A 20965-nucleotide genomic window follows, 5' to 3' on the forward strand; every position below is an offset into this window, starting at 1 on the left:
ACTGCTGTATCCTCTTGGTTTCGTTGTGAAGCGAACCATAATGTAGCGTCCATCTACCTCGCTTAATATGGTCGTAAGTACACAGATAGTAGCGTTGGCGGTGAAAAATAAAGGCAACCCTAGTGGCAGCCGGCAATTGTGATAAAGATTCCTTAGCAGGCCCTAGCTTCTCACCTATCTGTTAAAGACAATAAAAGGGGTGGTTGCGGATTCCAGTGAATGGAAGTAACCGAAGTCTCAGTCTCAACGGAGTGTCAGTTTGGAGCTAGATCGACCTTTCCTACAACTCCCCTATACCTTTGATGCCTCAGCCTTGCATGACGAGGTGGCGGCACTGGAGGGTGAGTCATGGCTGCCACACCCTTCGGGGCTTGAGGGTAATAGCGCCGTGCCCCTTGTGTCGATTAACGGTGTTGCCAAAGACGGTTTTGATGGGGCAATGGCCCCCACGCCTTGGCTGCTACAGTCCCCTTATATGCTGCAGGTCGTCGCCAGCTTCAAGGAGGTGGTAGCGCGAAGCCGGCTGATGAGACTTGCGCCCGGAGCCGTAGTTCAGGAACACGTCGATTTTAATTACCACTGGTATAGCCGGGTCAGAATTCATGTACCCATTGTGACCGACCCCGCCGTTCGTTTTTTTTGCGGGCCTGAGGAAGTTCACATGGCAGCCGGTGAAAGCTGGCTGTTTGATTCGTGGCAAAGGCACCGGGTGATCAACAATAGCTCCCAAGATCGAATCCATCTCGTTATTGACATCGCGGGGTCTGCGAATTTTTGGCGAGAAGTTCGTCAGTTGCAGCGTGGCAAGGCGGCTGTGCCCGCTCAGGCCATCGCCTTCGACTCTCGAGAGCAACCCAAACTGGTTACCGAACAATTTCCCTGCGCACCGATTATGGCGCCGGGGGAAATGTCGGCGATCGTGGCTGAGCTCATGGCTGACTGTACGGCCAACGCAGACAACGATCGAGAAATACTCGAGTACTACCATGACCTGCTATTCGATTTAGTCCACGATTGGCGGCAACAGTGGTCTTTGTATGGCTTCGCGCCTGAGGGTATTACTGGCTTTCAAGAACTTTTAGCGAGAACGCGATCTGCGTTAAAACAAGGCCCAAGGGTCTTGGTGACAAGCTCCAACAATGTTGGCATCAACCCCGTCATAATGCAGCGCATTTTGGGTGCCGCTTTACAGCCACATCGAGCTGAGGAATTTGCTACGGGTCGTAGTTAAAGGCCTCAAAATCATCGGCATACATCTGTAGCAAGGCTTGCCTAAGGTCATCATCCAGCACTTCGGTATAAGTCTTGTGCTCGGAGCTGTTTTTAAGGGACAGGGGCTCTGTGGGAATCGAGAGCACGCTACAAATATGATCGCAATCACGCTGCAGCGATTCGTAGCGGCCCACAAAGTCCATAGCAACGGCGTTTGATAGCCCGTCTATTAGTAGCGAAGTTTGCGACGCCACGAGCACTCGCTTGCGAAATTGGGGCCGAGTCAGTGCTCGCTTCATCCACACAGTGGGGTCTTGCCGATAAGTTGGATCAGACCGCCCAAGGAAAGCACAAACTGACACAAACCGATCGTAGGGATGGCGAACGAAGGCAAACTTGAATTGGCGGCCTAGCTGTTCTTCAGGCACGACCTTCGCGAGCTGTCGGTACGCCACGTGCCCATGATTCACCGCGGCAATTTCTGGCAGAGGGGCGAGCTGTTGGCCATATCGCAACTGCTGTTCCCAATCGCCCACACCAAGATGGGGCCGCAGCAACTCGCGCACCGCGTGGGTGCCCGTCTTTGGCACTGCAAAAAAAACAAACTGCCGACTTGAAGAAAAAATCATTCGTTAAGAGTGACGCCGTAGGTTGCCCGTAGCTCGCTGCCCAAGGCCTGTTTAAGCGGGTCCAAATGCTGCTCAAAATTTCGCCATTGGTCCAACCCGGACCGATAAATTGGCTGTCGCACCTGCTCCGCACTCGGCGTCCTAATGGTTCGCTCGGTTTTGTGGAAGTCTAAGCAAGCGTCTTCGAAAGGCAAGCCGCAGAAATCAAGCATTCGACGAACCTCCTCTTCGAGGTTGTCGACAACATTCTCATGATGAACCCTTAAAACGAAGCCTGGCAGCACCTCGTCCCAGTGATCCATGAGCCGTGTGTATTGCTTGTAATAGCTGCCAATCTCATCCAGGCCATAGGAAAACTCTTGCCCTTCCCCCCACAGCTGCTTAAAACCACTAAAGCAACAGGACATGGGGTGGCGCCTAGCGTCGATGACTTTGGCATTGGGAAGTATCAGTTTAATGAGGCCAATATGAAAAAAGTTATTGGGCATCTTGTCGATAAACAACGGGGCGTCGCCGCGATAAACACGGGTCTGCTCAATAAATTGCTGACCAAATTTTTCAAATAATGAGGTGTCTAGCTCCGACAGTATTTTGGGGTAACGCGGATCCTCTTGACCTGCCTCGTCGCGACCACGCAGCCGCTTGGCAAGGTCGAGAACGTTATGAAGCTCCATCGTGCCATCTACCTGGGAGTGCGAGGCAAGAATCTGCTCAAGGAGCGTTGACCCTGCTCGAGGCAGTCCAACAATAAAAATGGGGTCCTTAGCCGCTACACCCACATCCCCTACCTGCTCAAATAACGCTTTCGTGCACACCTCTATTTGCGCCTCAATACGCTTTGACAGCTGTTTTGCATTGAAGTGCGTGGTTGGTAATTTCAGAGCATTGCCCCGAGCGTAAAACTCGAAAGCCGCATCAAATTGATGTTTGTCCTCCAAGGCCTTACCCAAAGCAAAACAAATCTGAATCCGATCGACGCTCCCTATGGTGGCGTCTTGCTCCAAATCTTTCATTTGCAGAATTTGGTCGTCATCAAACTTATAGGACTTTGTATTGGCAAGGCTCCAGTAGGCGTCTCCATGATCGGGTTTTATCGCCGCACTGGCTTTAAACGCATTGATCGCCGAGGCCCTATCACCGCTAGCGTTATAAATATGGCCCTGACTGATAGGGATTTGGTGATCGGTGGGGTGTACCTGCTGCAGTTTTTCGTACAACACACCAGCTTCGTCAGTTTGGCCCACTGCGAAGCAAGCCGCAGCGTATGCCTTGGCAATTTGATCATCGTCGTGGGGCTGCTGGGCTCGAAGCTCTCCCGCCAGCTCATAAGCTGAGTGGAAGCGCTGACGACGCATCATTACGTGAAATAGCTGAATCGACGCCGCTAAGTTCTCAGGCTCTAGCTCATGCAATGTCTCAAGTAAGAACTGAGCTTCATCCAATATATTTTTTCGAGTCAACACCTCAGAGAGCAAACGCATGCCCTCTGTGTGAGTCTTATTGTCTCTTAAAAAATATTTACACAAGCGCTCTGCGTCATTGAGCAAATCCTGAGACAGATAACTCATAACGGTTCTGAGTTCTTGCGGCAGCGACTTTAGAAAGGCAATTTGCTGGTCGGCCCCATCACGTTTTTCAGGGGCAAAACGCGCATAAAGCGGAATGAGCAACTCCCAACATGTCATCAAGGACCCGTCCAAAGCCACAGCCCTTTCGGCCGCCTCGAGGGCCTGCTCGGGTAAATTCAGGCTAAGTGAATTAACAGCGACCTCTTGGTGGGCTCTCGCCATTGCTGGGAAGTTGGCCGTCAGATCAGACAAGCTCGCCATCGCACGGGCAGGATCGCCAGCAAGGCGATAGCGCAAGGCACTCAGGTAGGCCAGATTCGGATCGCCTGAAAACTCTGGTAACAGCTTGTCTATCATGTCGCCCGCAGCAGGTAGGTCACCGCTGGCGAGTTTTCGTTGAATATCTTCAAGTGATTGCTGTGGTGCAGTAGTACTGGTCATCAAATTATGTCCCAAAAAAAAGGCGATCAGATGATCGCCCTTTGATCTCAGATGCTGGCTTCCTCAGAAGGAATAACCGAACCGCAAGCCCATGGTTCGTGGACGCATCATACTGGACTCCGGCGTAAATTTACCGGCTGTTTGCACCACGTAGCCCTCTTCTGAGGTCAGGTTGTTAACAAACACTTCAGCTGTCCAGTTATCACGAGCATAGCCTAAGCCCATATTCAGGGTTGTGGCCGCTTCGTTCACGTAGCGTGAGTTTGAGGGCACGCTACCGTTAGAAGTGGCGACGGTACCGAAGGTTCCACCTTCATCCTGAATAGCCACGCCGGGATCATTTCCGTAAGCGAGCTGGTGAGTGTCAGTCATGAACTCGGCGCTGCCCACGATACCGGTCACACTTTCACCGCGATAGACCAGAGCTGCATTCACCCAAGCGTTACCCTTCATGAAATCGAAGTCATATCGAGCGCGGATGTTGCCTGAGAAACTGGGTGCCAGAGGCAGCTCAGATCCCTGAGGCACACTTACTCCCTGTAGCTGCTGGTTAATGCGTGTCAGCTCGGTGTCGAGGAAACTCGCAGCACCGCTCAGAGTCAGCCTACCCGTTGCCGCCCACATGAAATCGATATCTAAACCGCGCGTCTCAGCATCACCTACGTTCTCAAGGAATACGAGGAAGGCAACGTTCGATGGGTCGAATCGCGCCACCTGTAAGTCGGTGATTTCGGTGCTGTAGAGACTGGCGTTGAGTCGCAGAGTATTATCGAAAAGCTCCGATTTAATACCTAGCTCCATGTTCTCCAGTTCATCTGTCGTCGCGACAGCGGGTACCACATAGCCCTCGTAAATTCCCGACTGATTACTTGCCAATTGACCGGCGTTGCGGTTTTGGGCTGCGGGTCGATAGCCTTCTGAATACACACCGTAGAGCATGATGTTGTCATTAATTCTCCAATCTAGGGAGAACCTGATGATGGTGTCGTCTTCTTCGGTAACACCCTCGTTGTTGATGCTAGAGATATCAAGACGGCCCTCTTTAATCGCCTGAAGGGTTGCCGCGTTGTTACCACCGCCTCTGAACATTTCTTTCGCCGAACCGCCGTAAGTTGCTGCCGCGCCAGGATAGTTGAGCAGCGCTAAGAACTGGTCGTCGGTCATGTTGCCGTTGTTGTAGGCACCAAGGGCAGTAAATCGATCGGTGGGGCTGTTACTAAAGCGGTGACTGTTACAGAAACCATCTGCTGCACCGCCGCCGCCATTACCGCCGTAGCGGCATCCGAATGAGAAGTTGGAAGCGCCCGTCAACTGGGTCTCAAGATCGTACTTTCTAGCGCCAATCGTTGCGGTCAGGTTATCGGTAATATCGAACGCTAACTGGCCAAAAAAGGCAATTTCTTCTTCGGTTCGAGTGTAATCGTTGTAGAAGGTCGTCAAGGGTCCAGTAGGCCCAATTTGATTGGTTCCAGCGACTCCAGGAATCGTCTCGTTTGCCAGATCATAAGGTGATTGGGCCGCAGCACCATAGTAATTCACCTGAAAATCGCTAAAGGCGTCTCCTGTTGAGTAATACTGGAACTCACCCAATGTCTTGGTTTCTACATCGCTGAAGTAAACTCCAGCCATAACGCGCCAACGTCGATCGGGATCAGTGCTGATGCGCAGCTCGTGGGTGGTGCGCTCGTTGCTGGTTTTGTCTCGGTATGCCTTTCTTGGATCGAAACAGGTGTTTTGGTTGTTGGGTCCCGGTGCGGCATAAATGTTACCGCTACACAGGTAGTAAGTAATGTATCCGCCACCATTGTTGTAGTGGGTGTAATCAATCAGAGAGTCGATTTCTCTATCGAGGTAACCACCGGCATAAACAATATCGAGACCAGCAATACGCCCTTCGATAGTCAGAGTCGTCAAATCAAATTCATCAACGTTGCTCTCTGGTTGAAATTTGGCCGATTTATCATCGCCCAAGCTTGGGTCGATTAGAAACGATCCTTCGACGTCGAGCTTTTGCGACGAGTGTTGTACCAGCGCGCTCCAGTCGTCAGAGATGTCCCACTTAACGCCGACTCGGTAGCCTGTGTAGGTCGCCTCGTTCCAATCTTCTTTCACTTCGTCGGTATTGCTGACGCTGTTGACCACCGTGTCAGGGAAATTTCTGAAGTAAGGTCCATAGCCGATCGAGTTACGGTCAATAACCGGGCCTGACGGCGTAAAGGTAGACGGGGTGTTGTCGATCCATCCACCCTGACGGTTGTTATAGCCGACAGCTCGAATGGCCAGGCTGTCACCGATTGGAATATTGATCATGCCTTCGATGTTGCTGCTGTTGTCGCCACCATGAGTCGACGACATGCCCACATCTACCCGGCCTTGCATCTCACCCATTACGGGCTTATTGGTGATCATCCGCATGTTGCCGGCCTGAGAGCTGGCACCAAATAACGTTCCCTGGGGCCCAGCAAGCACTTCGATGCGCTCAAGGTCAGAGGCATAAACATCGAGGTTACGTCCACCAAAAGAAACGGGGGTCTCATCTAAATACAGTGCTACACCGGGAGCTGATCCCTGTGCTGATGACACAGTGACCGAGCCTTGCTCGGTTGCTGAGCCGCGAATATAAATTTCTCTCATGCCCGGCGCGTTACCGGCGTCGATGACATTGGGCAGAAAGTCTACGTATTCGTCAAAAGTCATAATGCCCTGAGAACGCATTGAGTCGCCTGAGAGGGCGTTCACAGAAATTGGGACATCCTGCAGACTTTCAGCTTGCTTTGTCGCTGTAACGACGACTTCCTCTAGCTGAGCGAAAGCGGGACTTGAGACCATGGGAAGAAGTACAAAACCGAGTGCTGCGGCTAGCGGCGTGCGTTGGAAACCTGATGAATCAGACATACGAGCTACCTTTTTTAATGAGTAAAATTCAACTTTTGCGAGATAAAGCCAATTTTTTATTGTTGGTTGAAAAAAGCGTACCTTTTCTGTGCGCTGCGTGCAAACGGCGAATTTCTTTAACTTGCCCGGGAAAAAGGGTGTAGCGGCCCGCGTCAGCAGCCGCATTAATTGGATATCTGTGCGAGGCCTCGAACACCCGGAGGTCAAAAATAGCAGCGGCCTATTCTAGCCATCACTCATTCGAATAGACCCGTTGCCCATCAATAAACGTTTGTTCTACCTGCACTGTGCTAATGCGCTGCGGCGGAATCGCAAACAGATCCTCCGAGAGAATGACTATGTCAGCCCGCTTGCCAGCCGTCAGACTGCCCGTCACCGCCTCTTGGTGCATCGACCAAGCCGCATTAATGGTATAGGCCCTGAGCATTGTGTCGAGGCCCACGCGCTCTGATCGATTCAGAACATCTAGCTGGAGGAGTTCCTCGGTGGTCAGCGCGTCGTTTTTCATCCAGTCCTGTCGCAAAATGGCGACTTCAATGGCATTTAATGGGTTGAGAGAGCTCACATTCCAATCACTGCCACCCACAATCGTTGCTCCTGATTCAACAACACTCGCTATCGGATACATCCGGTGCACGCGATCCAAACCGACTACTGGCAAGTTGAGATTGATGATCCACTCGTCGGGGAGTGCCCACAGCGCTTGAAAATTGGCCGCCACATTGAGTTCGGCAAAACGACCTTGGTCGTCAGGGTGGATTAACTGCATGTGGGAAATCTGGTGGCGCAGGTCTTTCAGCCCATGAGTTTGCTGAGCGAACTCAAAAGCATCCAATATGGCGCGCACACCTCCGTCGCCCAGCGCATGAGTGTAAACCTGTACATCTTTACTGACCAAATCAGAGACGATTTGGTTCAGCTCGTCTTGAGGGTACGTCAGCTCGCCAAGATACCCGGGCTTATTGAGATAAGGCGCGAGCAAAACTGCTGTTTCCCCCTCTAAAACTCCATCAATGAATAGCTTTACCGCCCCCAACTTGAAACGATCCGTGCTCAGCGCTTCCCGTTCATTTAAGTTGGATTCGTAAACAGCTGTCGTGTCGGTGGTAAATAGATCGCCGTGGCCATAAGCCAAGGCCCCCCTTACTCGGAGTGTCAGCTGATCTTCTGCCTCGAGAGCGCGATACGCAGCCACATCGCTGGCGCTTACCCAAGCGTCAAAGGCGCTGGTAATACCAAATTGATTAATGGCCTTTATCGCAGCGCGCATCGTCTCAATACGATCTTGCTCGGTCATCGTCGGGACGTATCGCTCTAACAAATCCATTGCCGACTCGCGAAAGGTGCCGCTAGGTACACCCAGCTCATCGCGCTCAATAATACCTGCCGGTGGGTCTTCGGTTTCAACGGAGATTTGAGCCATCGCCAGCCCTAAAGTATTGGCAGAGACCGAATGTCCATCGGACGCCCTGAGGAGCATGGGCACGCGATCAGTAACGCCATCTAACCAGCTCAGCTCGGGCCCAGACTGACCAAAAAAACCCAGATTTAGGCCCTCAGCAACCAGCCACTGCTGCTGTCGTTTTTCAAGGCATAAACTGAGAATCGCCTCAACCGCTTGAAGATCGGGAGCCTCTGCAAGATCACAGCCTAATAAACTGCGCCCACCCATAAAGGTATGCAGATGTGCATCGTGAAATCCGGGCATTACCATTTTGCCCTCTGTATCTATCGTTCGGGTAGACGGTTTGCGGTAAGCCTCAGCCTCTTTTCTAGAGCCAACAAAAACAATCGTGTCGTCGGAAACGACCAGCGCCTCAGCACTTAGCTTGCTGGCGTCAGCGGTATAAATATGCCCGCCAACAAACATCAAATCAGCAGCCTCGGTTAGGGCCGTCGTGCCGATAAACAGCGCACAAGAAAGTAAACCTTTACCGGTGAACGCCCTCAACCACAGCATCCAGTTTGTTGTTGTTTGCCATCGCATCGCTCGCACTCCTCATTAAAACCTGTCAATCAATACATTGAATAGGATGCACACCCCTACCAGTAGCCACCGAATCAGGCGTGGAGAAAAGGAACAGCAATCTATGTACCCACGCAAAAACGATCTAGGGTGAAATTTCAATGGCCAGCTGATCTTCCTCGACAGCATCGCCTTCGGCAATGTGTGTGGCAATCACCTCACCTGCAACGGGTGCTGGGTAAGGGACCTCCATCTTCATCACCTCTAAAATAAATAAGGTATCGCCTTGGGCCACATGATCTCCGGGCTGCACCAGCATCTTCCAGACCGAACCCCCGGTTTCTAGCTCAACTTTTGTCATGACAATATTCCTCAACAATGGCTATGGCCTGATAGAAAAAGCCGTTGGACCCAATAGTGATGGCAGCAGCGGCTGGACCCGATCTAGCCAGCGACACAGTTCGGGGCGCGTCTGACGCGGATCGATGAGGTCGTGGACGCCCAAAGCTTCAGCTCTGGGGAAGGGCGACTGCTTAGCTGCTAACTGCTCCTCGAGCTCCCGTCGCCGCGCATCCGGATCAGGCGCCGCCTCAATCTCTCGCCGAAACGCCACCGCTACGCCGCCCTCAACCGGCAACGGCCCACTCTCTGCCGAGGGCCAGGCAATGACATAACCATCAGGTCCATAGTGAGCAGCCTGAGCAACACCAAAGGATCGTCGAATCATGACCGAGATCCAAGGCACCGTCGTTAAAGCTGCTGTCAGCACTGCCGAGGCGCCATGGCGAATAGTCGCCTCACGCTCTGCCTGACTGCCTATCATGAAACCGGGTTCGTCAACGAGACTCACAATGGGGAAGCTGAAGGTTTCACAAAGCTCCATGAAACGTCTTGCTTTGTGGGCACCATCGGCCGTCATAGAGCCAGCAAGGAACTTGCCATCGTTTGCCCAAACACCCACGGTTTGACCATTAAGGCGTGCAAGCCCCGTGATTTGCGATCGACCATAACCGCGACCCATTTCAAAGAAGCTGTCCCGATCAACAACCGATGCAATGACCGAGCGCATCTCAAAAGCTTGCCTGCGATTGCGGGGTACAATTTCTAAGAGATGCTCATCGCATCGGTCAACAGGATCGTCACAGTCAATGACCGGGGCCAGCTGATAAATATTGTCGGGCATGTACGAGAGAAAGCGCCGAATCTCGGCGATGCACGCCCCTTCATCCTCGGCCCCGTTATCAACGGTGCCATTTTTCGTATGTACCTTCCAACCTCCCAGCTCATCCTTGCTTTTTTGTTCCCCCATGGCCCGCGCCACCACCGCAGGCCCAGCCGTCAAAATCTGCGCTGTGCTTTTGGACATGACTGAAAAATGCGAAGCCACAAGACGACCAGCAGGTAGCCCCGCGACTGCCCCCAGAGCTGCGCTGGCCACTGGCACGGTCGCCATAGCCTGCGCTACTGAACGAAACCGCGCCGGCGCATTAACTGGCCCAGGCAAGCTAGGGCCTTTTCCACCGGTCCCCCCAACGCTTCCTCCTGAACCCTCATGCAATCGCACAAGCGGCAGCCGGTATTGCACCGCCAATTCCTCTGCATAGACGCTCTTTCTAAGCCCTGCTGCGGAGGGCGAGCCTCCTCGCAGCGTAAAATCCTCACCACCTACCACGATTCTGCGCCCGTTCACTTTGCCAAAGCCCAGCACAAAGTTGGCAGGGTCCATCCCGGTCAGCACGCCGTTTTCGTCGTAGTGCGGAGTACCCGCCGCTGGCCCAACTTCCTCGAGGCTTCCCGGATCTATCAGTTTTTCAATGCGCTCACGGATCGTTAGGCGGTTTTGGCTGTGCTGCTTGGCGATCGCCTCTTCCCCACCCTGACTCAGTGCCAATTCCCGCCTGCGTTCTATTTCGTCGGTTTCTAGTTTCCAGGTCATGGGTGAGCAAGTGCCTCTTCATTAACTCAGCAAAGCTTATCTCACTTAGCTGTTATGTGCTGGTTTGGAGGACCGCCGCAAGCCTGCAGATCGCAAACACCCAACAGATGCAGTAGTGACCCTGCAGCCCTAGGTGAAGCACCGCCAAACATATTGCCCTCTGATGGGTAAGCGCTACACTCCACCCTCTGCTCGGCAACAATAGATCACCCAAAGTGGACAATCCGATTCAAAAAAAATTGCGACAGCTACCCGCTGTTGGCGTCATCCTCGACTCGATGCCAGACGCAATCGCCCACTGGGGCCACGCGCAGGTTACTCAGGCAGTACGCAAGCAGCTATCGCAATTGCGACAAGAAATAAGCCTGGGAGGTTCGCCACCAATTGATCTGGAAAAAATAAAACAATCGGTTGTCGAAGGGGTGGCCTCTGCCCATGACGCCACACTGATTTCCGTCTTTAACCTGACCGGCATTGTTTTGCACAGCAACCTAGGTCGAGCGCAACTGTGCGAATCAGCCATTCGGGCAGTTACGGACGTGGCAAGCAACGCCAGCAACCTGGAGTTCGATTTAACCAGTGGCAAACGCGGTGATCGAGAAGCCCATATCGAAGCCATGATCTGCGAACAGACGGGGGCCGAGGCGGCCACCGCGGTCAATAACAACGCCGCCGCGGTGCTACTCGCACTCAACACTTTGGCCATGGGCCGCAAAGTGGCAGTATCCCGTGGAGAGCTGGTCGAGATTGGCGGCTCTTTCCGCATCCCCGACATTATGAGCCGCGCTGGCTGCTCGCTCACCGAGGTAGGCACCACCAACCGCACTCACCTTAAAGATTATGCCGAGGGTGTTGATGCCGATACGGCGCTACTCATGAAAGTTCATACCAGTAACTATCGGATTGAGGGTTATACGAGCAACCCCACCGAATCTGAGCTGGCAAAGCTGGCCTCAGGCCTTGGCATTCCTTTTATGATTGATTTGGGCAGTGGCAACCTGCTCGATTTTGCGGCGCTTAATCTTCCCAATGAACCCACCGTCGCCGACGCCATCGGCCATGGCGCCGACCTGGTGACTTTCAGCGGTGACAAATTGCTTGGAGGGCCTCAGGCCGGGCTGATCGCTGGCCGCGAAGACCTGATAGCCCAGATTAAGTCCAACCCCCTAAAGCGAGCCCTGCGTTTGGATAAGATGACGCTGGCAGCTCTTGCGGAAACACTGAAGCTCTATAACCACCCGGAAAAGCTCCACGAAAACTTGCCCACTTTGCGGCTCATTACCCGGCCCACGGCAGTTATAGAAGAGCTTGCGACCTCACTGCTACCCGCATTTAAGTCGGCACTGGGACCGCAGTATTCCGTAAGTGTCGAGGAATCATTAAGCCAGATTGGCAGCGGCTCCTTGCCTGTAGAAACGCTGCCCAGCTCGGCATTAAAGATTGCGTCAATTTCTGGCGCTGACAGTGAGTTGCGCGCCTTGAGCACGGCTTTTCGTCAGTTGCCCCGGCCGGTGATTGGCCGTATTCATCAGAGGGCGCTGTGGCTTGATCTGCGTTGCCTAGAGGATGATCAGAAAACCGCACTTACCCAACAGTTGAGCGGACTAGCACTTTGATCATAGCGACCGCGGGGCACGTTGATCACGGCAAGACTTCGCTCATTCGCGCACTGACCGGGGTCGAAACCGATACTCTCGCCGAAGAAGTCGAACGCGGACTGTCGATTAATTTAGGTTACGCCTTTATGTCCCAAGGGTCCGACGAAACCCTCGGGTTTATTGATGTCCCCGGCCATAGAAAATTTATAAACACCATGATTTCCGGTATTAGCGGTGTCGATATGGGGCTATTAGTTGTTGCTGCCGATGATGGCCCAATGCCCCAAACCCTTGAGCATATTGACGTACTCGAAATTTTGGGCGTAGCGCGCGTATGCGTTGTGGTCAATAAGGTCGACAGGGTTGACCCATCGCGAGTTCATGAGGTGCTGCAGCAAGTCGATGCGCTGATCCAGCCGCGCCGCTGGCCAGCACATCGATCCTTTGGGGTATCTAGCGTGTCCGGCGACGGCTTGGATGACCTCAAGGATCATTTGATCAGCACCGCAGCAGCTCATCAACGGCTGCGCAATTCAGGGGGCTTTCGTCTCTCGATAGACCGAAGCTTCAACGTTAAGGGTGTCGGGCTTGTCGTCACCGGAACCGCAAGTGCCGGTGAGGCACGAAAAGGTGACCCGCTCGAGTTGTTGCCAGGAGGACAGTCGGTTCGTATTCGACACTTGAGGGCCAACAGCCAGGAGGTTGAGCACGCATCAGCCGGCCAACGAGTCGCACTCGCCATCGCCGGTAAAGTCTCCTTAAAAGAAATAACCCGCGGGGACTGGCTGGTAGCACCCAAAGCACCGCCCCCCGCGTTGCGCCTCGACGTTGAGGTCAGTTTGCTGAGCAATGCTCCCTTCCCTCTGAAGCATATGGCGCCAGTAAAGCTTTATATCGGTGCCAAACGCTTGGCCGCACGCCTAGCTCATATCGACACACCAGAGGGCCCCTTAAAACCTGGCGAATCCTGCCTTGCGCAGCTGATACTCGAACACCCGATCAGCAGCATCTGGGGAGAGCCCTTTTTAGTTCAGGATCATGCAGAAACCCGTATTCTTGGCGGTGGCAAGGTACTCGACCCGGAAGGGCCTAAGTTTGGTAAAGCACGCCGGGCACGTCTGTGTTGGCTGCGTGCTTTGCAAACATCCGATGCACAATCTGCGCTGTTACAATTGCTAGAAGCCCAGCTAACCGTCAACCTCTCGAGATTTTGGGCGATTCGTAACCATCGGCAGGTGCCAGAAAATGTATTTCCAATCGATGAGGTTCGCGAATTTCAACGGGACGGAACGACCTGGGCTGTTGCAGAGAAACAGTGGCAATCTGCTAGTCGATGGCTGAAGCACCACATCGACGAATGGCACCGGGAGCAACCAAAGTCTCTAGGCTTAAAAATGACTTCCCTAGAACGAGCACTGGCGCATAGCTTTGACCTACCCCTTGGACTTGCGGTTGTGGAAGTTTTGCTGCGGTCAGGCAGTCTGGCACACAAAGAGGGGCACATCAGTCGAAAAGACTTTCAGCCAGCTAAATCTCAGCAAACGCTGGATCATTGGGAGAAACTAAAAGCGCAGTTGCAACGAGCCGGTACTGCCCTGCCGCTACTGACTGAGTTACTAGCGCAAGCACAGGTACCTGATTCGCTTGCCAAACAGGCAATACGCCTCGGCATGGGCCGCGGTGAACTCCATGAACTTAACAATCATCGCTACGCCCTCCCGTCACAGCTCCTACATTATTACGAGCACCTCTCTTTGGCCCATGATCAAGGTGAAGCCTTATCCGTCGTTGTATTAAAAGCCAGATTTGGGACGGGCCGCAATCTGACCGTTGAGATTCTTGAGCACTTCGATCGCCTGCACCTTACTCGCCGGGAGGGTAACGTGCGTGTACTTTTGGCCCGTGCTAATGTGCAGCGAGCGCTGGGTGTTGAGCCCTGAAATATTGGAAGAGCGATGTCCCCGGTGGGGTGCCCTGGTCTTCAAAACCAGTGAGGGGCTGAGAAAGCGCCTGGTGGGTTCGACTCCTACCTCTTCCGCCAACTATTTAACTAGTTCACCATTCCAAAAGAAGACAAACACATATAAAAGCGTTGTTTTATTCAATGTGGCAATCTGAACCTAGGGATCATCAAGCTCAATCAAACAATGGGTCCCAGAACCCGCCTCAAAGCCTGTCAGTCATCGAGAACGCGCGACGCTGAATCGCACCGTTAAATTTGGCAGTCTTTGGCGTAAAAGACCCCTGAGCGATCAATGGGCTGACAGAAACACGCACATCTCGCAGTTCCAATTCTTTGCCCGGTGCGCCCATTTTGGCAATCGCTTGCTGCGGCAAGCTCACAATGCCTGTCATACGGTGTCGCTATCCATAATGTTTTTGGCGGGGAAACCCTCACCTCAATAGACAAAAACACTCACAATCTGCGCATAAACATATGAAAAAGCAGAGAAAGAGACCAATCACCGGACAACAACACAAGGCGACCAATAAATCGAAAAACTTTTTATGTGAAGGTTTTTTGCCTCTCTTAATAAAAAGTATCTTAATTTTTAAATTTGTGTTAATCCGTAGGAGTGGTGGGCATTAGTGGAGCAACAACAATGATCAATGCTTACAACACCTCCGAAATCATTTTGTATGCATTTGCCGGAGCTGTTTTACTGCACACACTTTTAGTGCTGCAAATGGGAGGCGCTGAAGTCGTTACTGTTTCCCCTGTCGCCTATCAAATGGCCCAGGATCTAGTGCATTATCGTGCCGCTATAACCGGTGGCCTAATCGTTTTCTACACGTACTTGCGTCTTTCGAAACGGCCGGTCGCTAAAGTTCTCGCTATCGTTTCCATAATTTCATGGATTGCGTTCGTAGAAGACTACCTTGCTCTCGACAACATATTTTTTGTCTCTGAGTCTACAACCGGATTGATCGTCCAGACACTGCGCCCTTTATATCTCATGTCCATCGTGTATATGGCTGTTGAGGCATATCGACGGGAGGGAAGTCATGGCTGACAACAAACTCGACGAACGACCTACACTTTCCAAAGAAGAGTTACAGGCGCTGCTGGAGCCTCAAATACTGAGCCTCTCCAATATTCAGGAAGCGCTTTCAGGTAAAACACGGCTGTTCAAGGTCTGTCTTTTTGCTGCGACCGCTATGTCTGCCGCCTATCTTGGGATGTACAGCACCGGCTTGCTTGACAACTTCGTCTCCCACGGGTGGACAAAGCATTACGGAGACTACCGGCTACATCAGATCCGCTTTGGGGTAGGTTTTCTAATGTTGGTTTCTCTGTATGTTTGGATTTTGTTGAAGAAACCACTAGGCACCATACTCGCGTGTTATGCCGGCGTGCTCTCTTATTTTCTTGTTTCGGGCACTGCAAGGCTTTTCGTCGTTTTAAATCCGCCCAATGACACCTCGTTTTTAACGATCTACATCTTTTTGAACAGTTCGTTTGTCGCTCTTGTTCTCATATTGATGCGAGAAGACCGACGCTCTACCTGGTAGGCTACCGTGGCCCAAAAAGCGGATGAGACGCTTTACCTTGAAAATGGGTTTACCGCCTATGGGCTAAATCCTCCGGTCCATTATGCGCCGCTGCCAGAGGCAAAACGTAATGGCGTATCTCGGGGGTTGAACAGCTTATTTTTAACGTTTTAGTGCGGGAACGTCCTTGAGTAAACATCATCAAAAGGATCAACCATGAAAACTATTGCTCTGTATTTATCACTACTCGTCTCAAGCTTTGTCTACGCCGGCCATCATGAAGATGGCGAAGTTTCAAAGAATATCGCGACCGCCAAGGCAGGGTATGATGCCTTTAATTCTGGAGACATGGAGGCTTGGCGCGCAGTCCAAGCAGAAAATGCCATTTGGACGATTCAAGTCGGCTTACCTTACACCGGTACCTACATAGGGCCGGCTGCTGTTGAGGCCGGCATTTTTGCCCCCATCGGCAAGATGTGGCCCGAATTCCACGTTGATCCCATCGGTTTTTATGAATCTGGCGACACCGTCTTTGTTCACGTACACATGACTGCAGAGGGCCTTGATACCGAGTCAATTCACATGATTAAGATCAAAGATGGTAAGTACGTGGCCTTCCAACCCTTCGATGATTCAGCCGCCATGTTAGAAGCGGCAAAACCCTAGCTTTTGCCTGCAATTGCGCGACACTTCTCTCAAGCAAGGGACTCGCCTAACATGTCACAGAGATTAGGCATTGCAGCAGGGTAAATAATCATGGAACGAGATAGTCTCGGCTTCGATGCTCCCGCCCCGGTAGGGCACCCGGTGCGAGCAAGCCTGCCTGCAGGAGCATGCACTGGCCCTGCTATCGGAGAACGGCTTCCCGATTTTGAACTTCCCGACGCGTTTGGCAGGCAAGTTCGTTTTCATGAAGATCGCGGTCACTCGAGGGCAGCGCTGGTCTTTTATCGATCTGCAGTTTGGTGACCCCCCTGCTGGACGCAGCTCGGGGAGCTGCGAAATGCTCACGCCAAGTTTGAAGCCAACGGCATCAAGCTCTACGCAGTTTCTTACGACGACCCGAAAGCCCTTCGGGAGTTTTCGCAGGCTCAGGGTATAAACTATCCGCTGTTATCCGACGAAAATTCATCGGTCATAGCGCAGTACGGTATTTTAAATACACAAGTATCCAAAGACGATGCCTTTATTTATGGCATTCCCTACCCAGGGGTCTTTGTCTGCGACGAAGACGGCCTCGTGATTTCAAAATTCTTCCATGACTCGTATAAAAAACGGGAAAGCCCAGAGGCGCTTATTGATGCGGCCCTTGGGTTCATCCAGCTTGAAGATGAGGTGCCAACAGCTACCGGGGGTGATGAGGATATTACGATTACAGCCGCCGTCCGGGGCGGCAATGGAAGTCTTCGCCAAGGCATCATCCGTCAACTGATTGTGCGTTTTACCCTTAGAGAGGGACTACACCTTTACGGCACCCCCGCCCCCAAGGGGTTAACCCCCACACAGGTAAAAATTGTGGGCCCTCAAGACTTGCAGTGCCTGCCGGTAAAGTACCCACCCACAACGCCGTACCACCATAAATTAATGGCCGTTGATCTCAACGTCTGGAGCGATCAAGTAGATATTGTGGTGCCCTTTTTCCCAGCTGGCGATCTCGCGACCGAGGCAGCCATTCCAGCAGCATCTGCCTCCATAGACTTCGAAGTCTGCTATCAAGCCTGCAGCGATGAGGAATGCCTACTCCCCCGAACCGAGCGCTTTACCATTGAACTACCCCTCGATGTGGTCGATGTACCCAATCTTTCCGTGCACAGGGGGCATGGTCAGCGCGAAGGTAATTATGACAGCACCCCAGCTATGCGCAGGCTCCTATGGCGAAAGATCCGATCGAACCCGCTACGGCTGTTGAAGCTTATCTGGAAAACCCGACGGCTAAAACGCAAGGCCCGACAGCACCACGACACCTAAGTAGGGGTAACATTGGTACCGCAACGATCTTAGCGGGCAATTGGACCCTTCACGACCTGCCCCAACCTACGAATCAAAATGCGCCCGCATTGCAGCCAGGACCACCGACGGATCAGATCGCCGCTGGTAATCTTTTGATAGATCCAACCAAAGAACCTTGCCCTCACGATCAATCAGTAGCGTGGCCGGTACCGGTAAGGCCACCGATTCATGGGCTAGGGGAGCAGAGTGGAACCCGGTATTTCGCAATCCGAAGGCATCAGTCACCGCCAGTTGCACATCGGATAGCATCCGTGCCTGCAAACCGTGAAGGTGTCGTTCTGCCAAAATATCTTCGGGCGGGTCCGTACTGATAGTGACCACCCTGACATCGCGCTGATCAAACTCTGCGCGCAATTCCTCGAGTCGACGCAACTCGCCGACACAGTAAGGTCACCAGTGGGCTCTGAAAAACTTAATCAACACCAAGTGCCCCTGCAGCGCTTCTGAATCGAAAACCTGCCCCTCGTCGTCTACTGCGGAGAAATGTGGAATCTCATCACCAACCGCAATCACTTTCTTGGTGTCAACGCTCTGAGAGCTTACCGAGATAGTAAAGGTCAGGAATGCGCTGATCAGAATGGCCACTGCAGGTGGAAGACCGCCCACCCAGCTTGTGCCTTTGATATAGGCTGTGACACCTAGGGCAGCCGCGAAAACAAAGGCCACTACAAAACCGGTTCGATCGTCGGGTAGATTTACCTGGCGAACAAAATAAAACCATAAGGTTGCGGTACAGGCCGCGAGCGTAAAAGCTGTGATACCGAATTTAGTTCCTGCTTTCAATCGACGAACCCTCAGCTGGCCGTCCTTGAACAATACAAAAAACACCCGTTGATCTCAATACCGCTAAACAGTGTGGGGAGTTGAGCGAGCTTGATAGGCCTTTGCGCCAAGCCATACCCATCTCCGATAACACATTATCAAAAAATTAGCGGCTCCATGAATGAATGGCCGCATAGATGCAGCCACCACCTCCTCGCAAACGGAGAGATTCACGACCAGTGAATTTGAACCTCCCTGCCGGAACCTTCCTTGGATACAGAAGGTCCGATCTAATCGTCGCTGAGTAGGCTCACTGACGCTTTGATTCTTTCAAGGGGTGACAGCTTGTTTTTGTACCAAATAGGCGATGACCACACCCGCTCCTGAAGCGTCTTGGGTAAATCTGGGCGAGGCTCAACTCCAGCCTTCACTGCATCCCACGTTGACCAGCGACACGTTGGATTTTCCAGCACTCGTACATAGTAAAAGGCTTCCTGACCAGCCTCAAAATCAGGGTCCTGCCAGACGGCCTTAAGTTCGGCAGCACCCACATCCGGTGTAATCGAGCAATCAGCTAGATTGACTCGAGCGCCGTTATCGGGGCACCGGTGAGTCGTTGGATCGACGGAGAGTCCGTCACTGCAAGCCACATCATAGACCTGCTCTGCATGCTCTCCACCTTTTACAAAGCCCTTGATTACCTGCACGCGCTGCAGCGGCACGCCACCAACTGCGTCACTGACAGCCCACACTAGAAACTGTGGTGCACTGTCACCCGAGGCGATCAGGTCAGACCCCATACTGACACCCTGGGCATACGCTTTTTTGGCCATTTGAGGGTCATCAATAATGGCAGGATCAAACTCATAGCCGCCAAAAAAGCGCACCTTCATTCGCGGTCCGCTGGTCGCAAAGGTCTCCTTACGCCGAAAGGCATCGTAAATAGCCTCGCGAGTATTTTCTTCAGCCCACACCCCTGCAATCCCTGAGGCACCCCAAGTCGCAAATGTTGATAGGGTCAAATAGTCTTTGCCCTCGACTTCCTTCAGTAGATTCGGTGCGCTGTACTTAACGATAGTACGCATCAAAAATGAGGCGGGTACCGAACCCCGCATTTCCGGAGTGCCGTCGAGTAAACCCACCTTAGAATAAAAATTTTCCTCATCATCCGAGATAGCCCCTGTATGGGTATCGCTGGCGCCCACGAAACCAAACTTGTAAGGGTTTTTGGTGCCCGACTCAGACAACGCCATGCCACGCAGTAACCCATCTCGGACGTAACTCCCCGGAGCGACACTGTCTAGCGTCGTGGCAACCCGAAAAGGCATGAGTTCAAAATTAGCCCATTCGTCGGTTTCAGATAGCAACGGGTGCGTTTCAGAGGTGCCTTTCACTTGAGTGATTTCTACCAGGGGTTCATTGCGCATACGCAGGTCGGCGTAGTCGTCGTCCATGGGGTCACCCGCCCAATCGGCCAGAGCAAACATGGCACCATTGGATCCATTGGAATTATGCGGTATCGCTAGACTCTCAACGCCCTGGTCGCGCAAGTCGTCCATCCAGTTCCAAAGGCCTTCAGGATTCTGGGAGTGAAAGCGTGAGAAGGGGACCTCGGGTAACCGATCGGTTCCCTGGAAGATCACGTTTCGATGCAAGTTGCCCATTTCATCCGTCGAAGAGGTGTACTCATAAGCCGCAAAAGTCGTGAACTTACCCGGTTGGTTGTACTGGTCAGCCGCATTAATACTGTCAGCCCAGGCCGACCGGGTGACTGCCTCTATTTCCACCTCATCAAGATTACCGGCAATTAATTCGCCCACCACATCAGGTAAAAATGTTGCAAACGCCGTTTGCCTGCCAAAAAAGCTGTAGGCCCCGTAATTATCCGGAGCGTTTATATTATGTATAGGCTGCGCCGCGCTAGTTTTAGAGAACTTAGTGGTGGTATCCGCAGCCTCCTTCAATAAGCCCATAAACATGGCGTGATCGGTCACGGCATAAAAATCTAGGGGCTGACGCAGCTGCATTTCATAGCCCGATGGGTGGGCAAGAGGTTCGCCTTTGGCATATCGATAAGCATCATAAGGCGTAGCTACAGTTCCAAAGGCATAAGCATCGAAGGAGTAACCGGTGTGAACATGTAAGTCACCGAAATAGGCATTCCTTTCAGCACTGTACTGTCGACGATCGACTATCGTGTTATTGATCTCAAGCACCTGGCTGGGAATATTTGCGCGGGCGGACATGGTCTCACTGATATCGGGGCCCTGCTCCATACAAGCAGTCAGGCTGATCAAAACAGGTGTCACCAGCCACATATATCCAGCATGCATTTTGATTCGATTCATTTACCCATCCCACTGACTAATTATGATTATTTGGCCTTTCCGAACGTGACGTTGCTTAGAGCCTGCAAAGCACAGACCCAACGCCCTCAATTAACTAAGGGTCAAAGC

General features: G+C 52.5%; 18 protein-coding genes and 1 tRNA gene. 9 read left to right on the top strand and 10 right to left on the bottom strand.

Translation table 11 applies throughout. The features are described from left to right. Positions 1-259 precede the first annotated feature (259 nt). Positions 260-1231, top strand: coding sequence for an aspartyl/asparaginyl beta-hydroxylase domain-containing protein (locus ACMAZB_RS14085; RefSeq protein ID WP_435218069.1), 972 nt, complete (start codon positions 260-262; stop codon positions 1229-1231). On the opposite strand, the gene ACMAZB_RS14090 is transcribed toward ACMAZB_RS14085, so the two are convergent. The 6 genes from ACMAZB_RS14090 to ACMAZB_RS14115 form a co-directional block, all read right to left on the bottom strand. Next, a complete protein-coding gene (locus ACMAZB_RS14090; RefSeq protein WP_435218071.1) occupies positions 1215-1841 on the bottom strand; it encodes a sulfotransferase family 2 domain-containing protein in 627 nt (208 codons plus the stop codon). The two genes, ACMAZB_RS14085 and ACMAZB_RS14090, sit on opposite strands and share 17 nt — an antisense overlap. Beyond that, positions 1838-3850, bottom strand: a complete 2013-nt coding sequence (locus ACMAZB_RS14095) for a tetratricopeptide repeat-containing sulfotransferase family protein (RefSeq protein ID WP_435218073.1) — start codon at positions 3848-3850, stop codon at positions 1838-1840. The genes ACMAZB_RS14090 and ACMAZB_RS14095 overlap by 4 nt, the downstream gene beginning before the upstream one ends. 63 nt (positions 3851-3913) lie before the next feature. Then, the gene (locus ACMAZB_RS14100; RefSeq protein ID WP_435218075.1) at positions 3914-6745 is read right to left on the bottom strand and encodes a TonB-dependent receptor; all 2832 of its coding nucleotides are present in this window, start codon (positions 6743-6745) and stop codon (positions 3914-3916) included. Positions 6746-6977: 232 nt separating this feature from the next. Continuing rightward, entirely contained in the window at positions 6978-8732 is a 1755-nt protein-coding gene (locus ACMAZB_RS14105) for an amidohydrolase (protein WP_435218077.1), read from the bottom strand. 124 nt (positions 8733-8856) lie between these two features. Beyond that, positions 8857-9072, bottom strand: coding sequence for a biotin/lipoyl-containing protein (locus tag ACMAZB_RS14110; RefSeq protein ID WP_435212859.1), 216 nt, complete (start codon positions 9070-9072; stop codon positions 8857-8859). 21 nt (positions 9073-9093) lie between these two features. Continuing rightward, entirely contained in the window at positions 9094-10647 is a 1554-nt protein-coding gene (locus tag ACMAZB_RS14115) for an acyl-CoA carboxylase subunit beta (RefSeq protein ID WP_435212861.1), read from the bottom strand. 215 nt (positions 10648-10862) lie between these two features. Between ACMAZB_RS14115 and selA the strand changes: the two genes are divergently transcribed. The 3 genes from selA (at position 10863) to ACMAZB_RS14130 (ending at position 14286) form a co-directional block, all read left to right on the top strand. Next, on the top strand, positions 10863-12263 hold the full coding sequence (gene selA / locus ACMAZB_RS14120; protein ID WP_435218079.1) for an L-seryl-tRNA(Sec) selenium transferase: 1401 nt from the start codon (positions 10863-10865) through the stop codon (positions 12261-12263). Further along, positions 12260-14185, top strand: coding sequence for a selenocysteine-specific translation elongation factor (gene selB, locus ACMAZB_RS14125; protein WP_435218081.1), 1926 nt, complete (start codon positions 12260-12262; stop codon positions 14183-14185). The genes selA and selB overlap by 4 nt, the downstream gene beginning before the upstream one ends. A gap of 6 nt (positions 14186-14191) precedes the next feature. Further along, positions 14192-14286, top strand: a tRNA-Sec gene (locus ACMAZB_RS14130). 125 nt (positions 14287-14411) lie between these two features. Here ACMAZB_RS14130 and ACMAZB_RS14135 read toward each other — a convergent pair. Then, complete coding sequence (locus ACMAZB_RS14135) at positions 14412-14600, bottom strand: hypothetical protein (RefSeq protein ID WP_435218083.1); 189 nt, start codon at positions 14598-14600, stop codon at positions 14412-14414. A 248-nt stretch (positions 14601-14848) separates the two neighbouring features. On the opposite strand from ACMAZB_RS14135, the gene ACMAZB_RS14140 reads away from it, so the two are divergent. The 5 genes from ACMAZB_RS14140 to ACMAZB_RS14160 all read left to right on the top strand — a co-directional run bounded on the left by ACMAZB_RS14140 (position 14849) and on the right by ACMAZB_RS14160 (position 17705). Continuing rightward, entirely contained in the window at positions 14849-15259 is a 411-nt protein-coding gene (locus ACMAZB_RS14140; RefSeq protein ID WP_435218085.1) for a hypothetical protein, read from the top strand. Beyond that, the gene (locus ACMAZB_RS14145; RefSeq protein WP_435218087.1) at positions 15252-15758 is read left to right on the top strand and encodes a hypothetical protein; all 507 of its coding nucleotides are present in this window, start codon (positions 15252-15254) and stop codon (positions 15756-15758) included. The genes ACMAZB_RS14140 and ACMAZB_RS14145 overlap by 8 nt, the downstream gene beginning before the upstream one ends. Before the next feature lie 195 nt (positions 15759-15953). Next, complete coding sequence (locus tag ACMAZB_RS14150; RefSeq protein WP_435218089.1) at positions 15954-16403, top strand: nuclear transport factor 2 family protein; 450 nt, start codon at positions 15954-15956, stop codon at positions 16401-16403. A gap of 90 nt (positions 16404-16493) precedes the next feature. Further along, a complete protein-coding gene (locus tag ACMAZB_RS14155) occupies positions 16494-16706 on the top strand; it encodes a hypothetical protein (RefSeq protein ID WP_435212873.1) in 213 nt (70 codons plus the stop codon). 27 nt (positions 16707-16733) lie between these two features. After that, on the top strand, positions 16734-17705 hold the full coding sequence (locus ACMAZB_RS14160) for a peroxiredoxin family protein (RefSeq protein WP_435220092.1): 972 nt from the start codon (positions 16734-16736) through the stop codon (positions 17703-17705). Positions 17706-17771: 66 nt separating this feature from the next. Here ACMAZB_RS14160 and ACMAZB_RS14165 read toward each other — a convergent pair whose 3' ends face one another. The 3 genes from ACMAZB_RS14165 to ACMAZB_RS14175 form a co-directional block, all read right to left on the bottom strand. Next, the gene (locus tag ACMAZB_RS14165; RefSeq protein ID WP_435218091.1) at positions 17772-18119 is read right to left on the bottom strand and encodes a redoxin domain-containing protein; all 348 of its coding nucleotides are present in this window, start codon (positions 18117-18119) and stop codon (positions 17772-17774) included. An 18-nt stretch (positions 18120-18137) separates the two neighbouring features. Continuing rightward, entirely contained in the window at positions 18138-18530 is a 393-nt protein-coding gene (locus ACMAZB_RS14170) for a hypothetical protein (RefSeq protein WP_435212875.1), read from the bottom strand. A gap of 269 nt (positions 18531-18799) precedes the next feature. Further along, the gene (locus tag ACMAZB_RS14175; RefSeq protein ID WP_435212877.1) at positions 18800-20857 is read right to left on the bottom strand and encodes a DUF3604 domain-containing protein; all 2058 of its coding nucleotides are present in this window, start codon (positions 20855-20857) and stop codon (positions 18800-18802) included. Positions 20858-20965: the final 108 nt, after the last annotated feature.

It is taken from the genome of Luminiphilus sp. nBUS_07 (genome assembly GCF_051201685.1).
Lineage (GTDB): Bacteria > Pseudomonadota > Gammaproteobacteria > Pseudomonadales > Halieaceae > Luminiphilus.

Excerpts from the sequence above, each read along its gene's own strand:
- ACMAZB_RS14090 (WP_435218071.1), bottom strand. The coding sequence starts at position 1,841 with ATGATTTTTTCTTCAAGTCGGCAGTTTGTTTTTTTTGCAGTGCCAAAG.
- ACMAZB_RS14095 (WP_435218073.1), bottom strand. The coding sequence starts at position 3,850 with ATGACCAGTACTACTGCACCACAGCAATCACTTGAAGATATTCAACGA.
- ACMAZB_RS14100 (WP_435218075.1), bottom strand. The coding sequence starts at position 6,745 with ATGTCTGATTCATCAGGTTTCCAACGCACGCCGCTAGCCGCAGCACTC.
- ACMAZB_RS14105 (WP_435218077.1), bottom strand. The coding sequence starts at position 8,732 with ATGCGATGGCAAACAACAACAAACTGGATGCTGTGGTTGAGGGCGTTC.
- ACMAZB_RS14110 (WP_435212859.1), bottom strand. The coding sequence starts at position 9,072 with ATGACAAAAGTTGAGCTAGAAACCGGGGGTTCGGTCTGGAAGATGCTG.
- ACMAZB_RS14115 (WP_435212861.1), bottom strand. The coding sequence starts at position 10,647 with ATGACCTGGAAACTAGAAACCGACGAAATAGAACGCAGGCGGGAATTG.
- ACMAZB_RS14135 (WP_435218083.1), bottom strand. The coding sequence starts at position 14,600 with ATGACAGGCATTGTGAGCTTGCCGCAGCAAGCGATTGCCAAAATGGGC.
- ACMAZB_RS14140 (WP_435218085.1), top strand. The coding sequence starts at position 14,849 with ATGATCAATGCTTACAACACCTCCGAAATCATTTTGTATGCATTTGCC.
- ACMAZB_RS14145 (WP_435218087.1), top strand. The coding sequence starts at position 15,252 with ATGGCTGACAACAAACTCGACGAACGACCTACACTTTCCAAAGAAGAG.
- ACMAZB_RS14150 (WP_435218089.1), top strand. The coding sequence starts at position 15,954 with ATGAAAACTATTGCTCTGTATTTATCACTACTCGTCTCAAGCTTTGTC.
- ACMAZB_RS14155 (WP_435212873.1), top strand. The coding sequence starts at position 16,494 with ATGGAACGAGATAGTCTCGGCTTCGATGCTCCCGCCCCGGTAGGGCAC.
- ACMAZB_RS14175 (WP_435212877.1), bottom strand. The coding sequence starts at position 20,857 with ATGAATCGAATCAAAATGCATGCTGGATATATGTGGCTGGTGACACCT.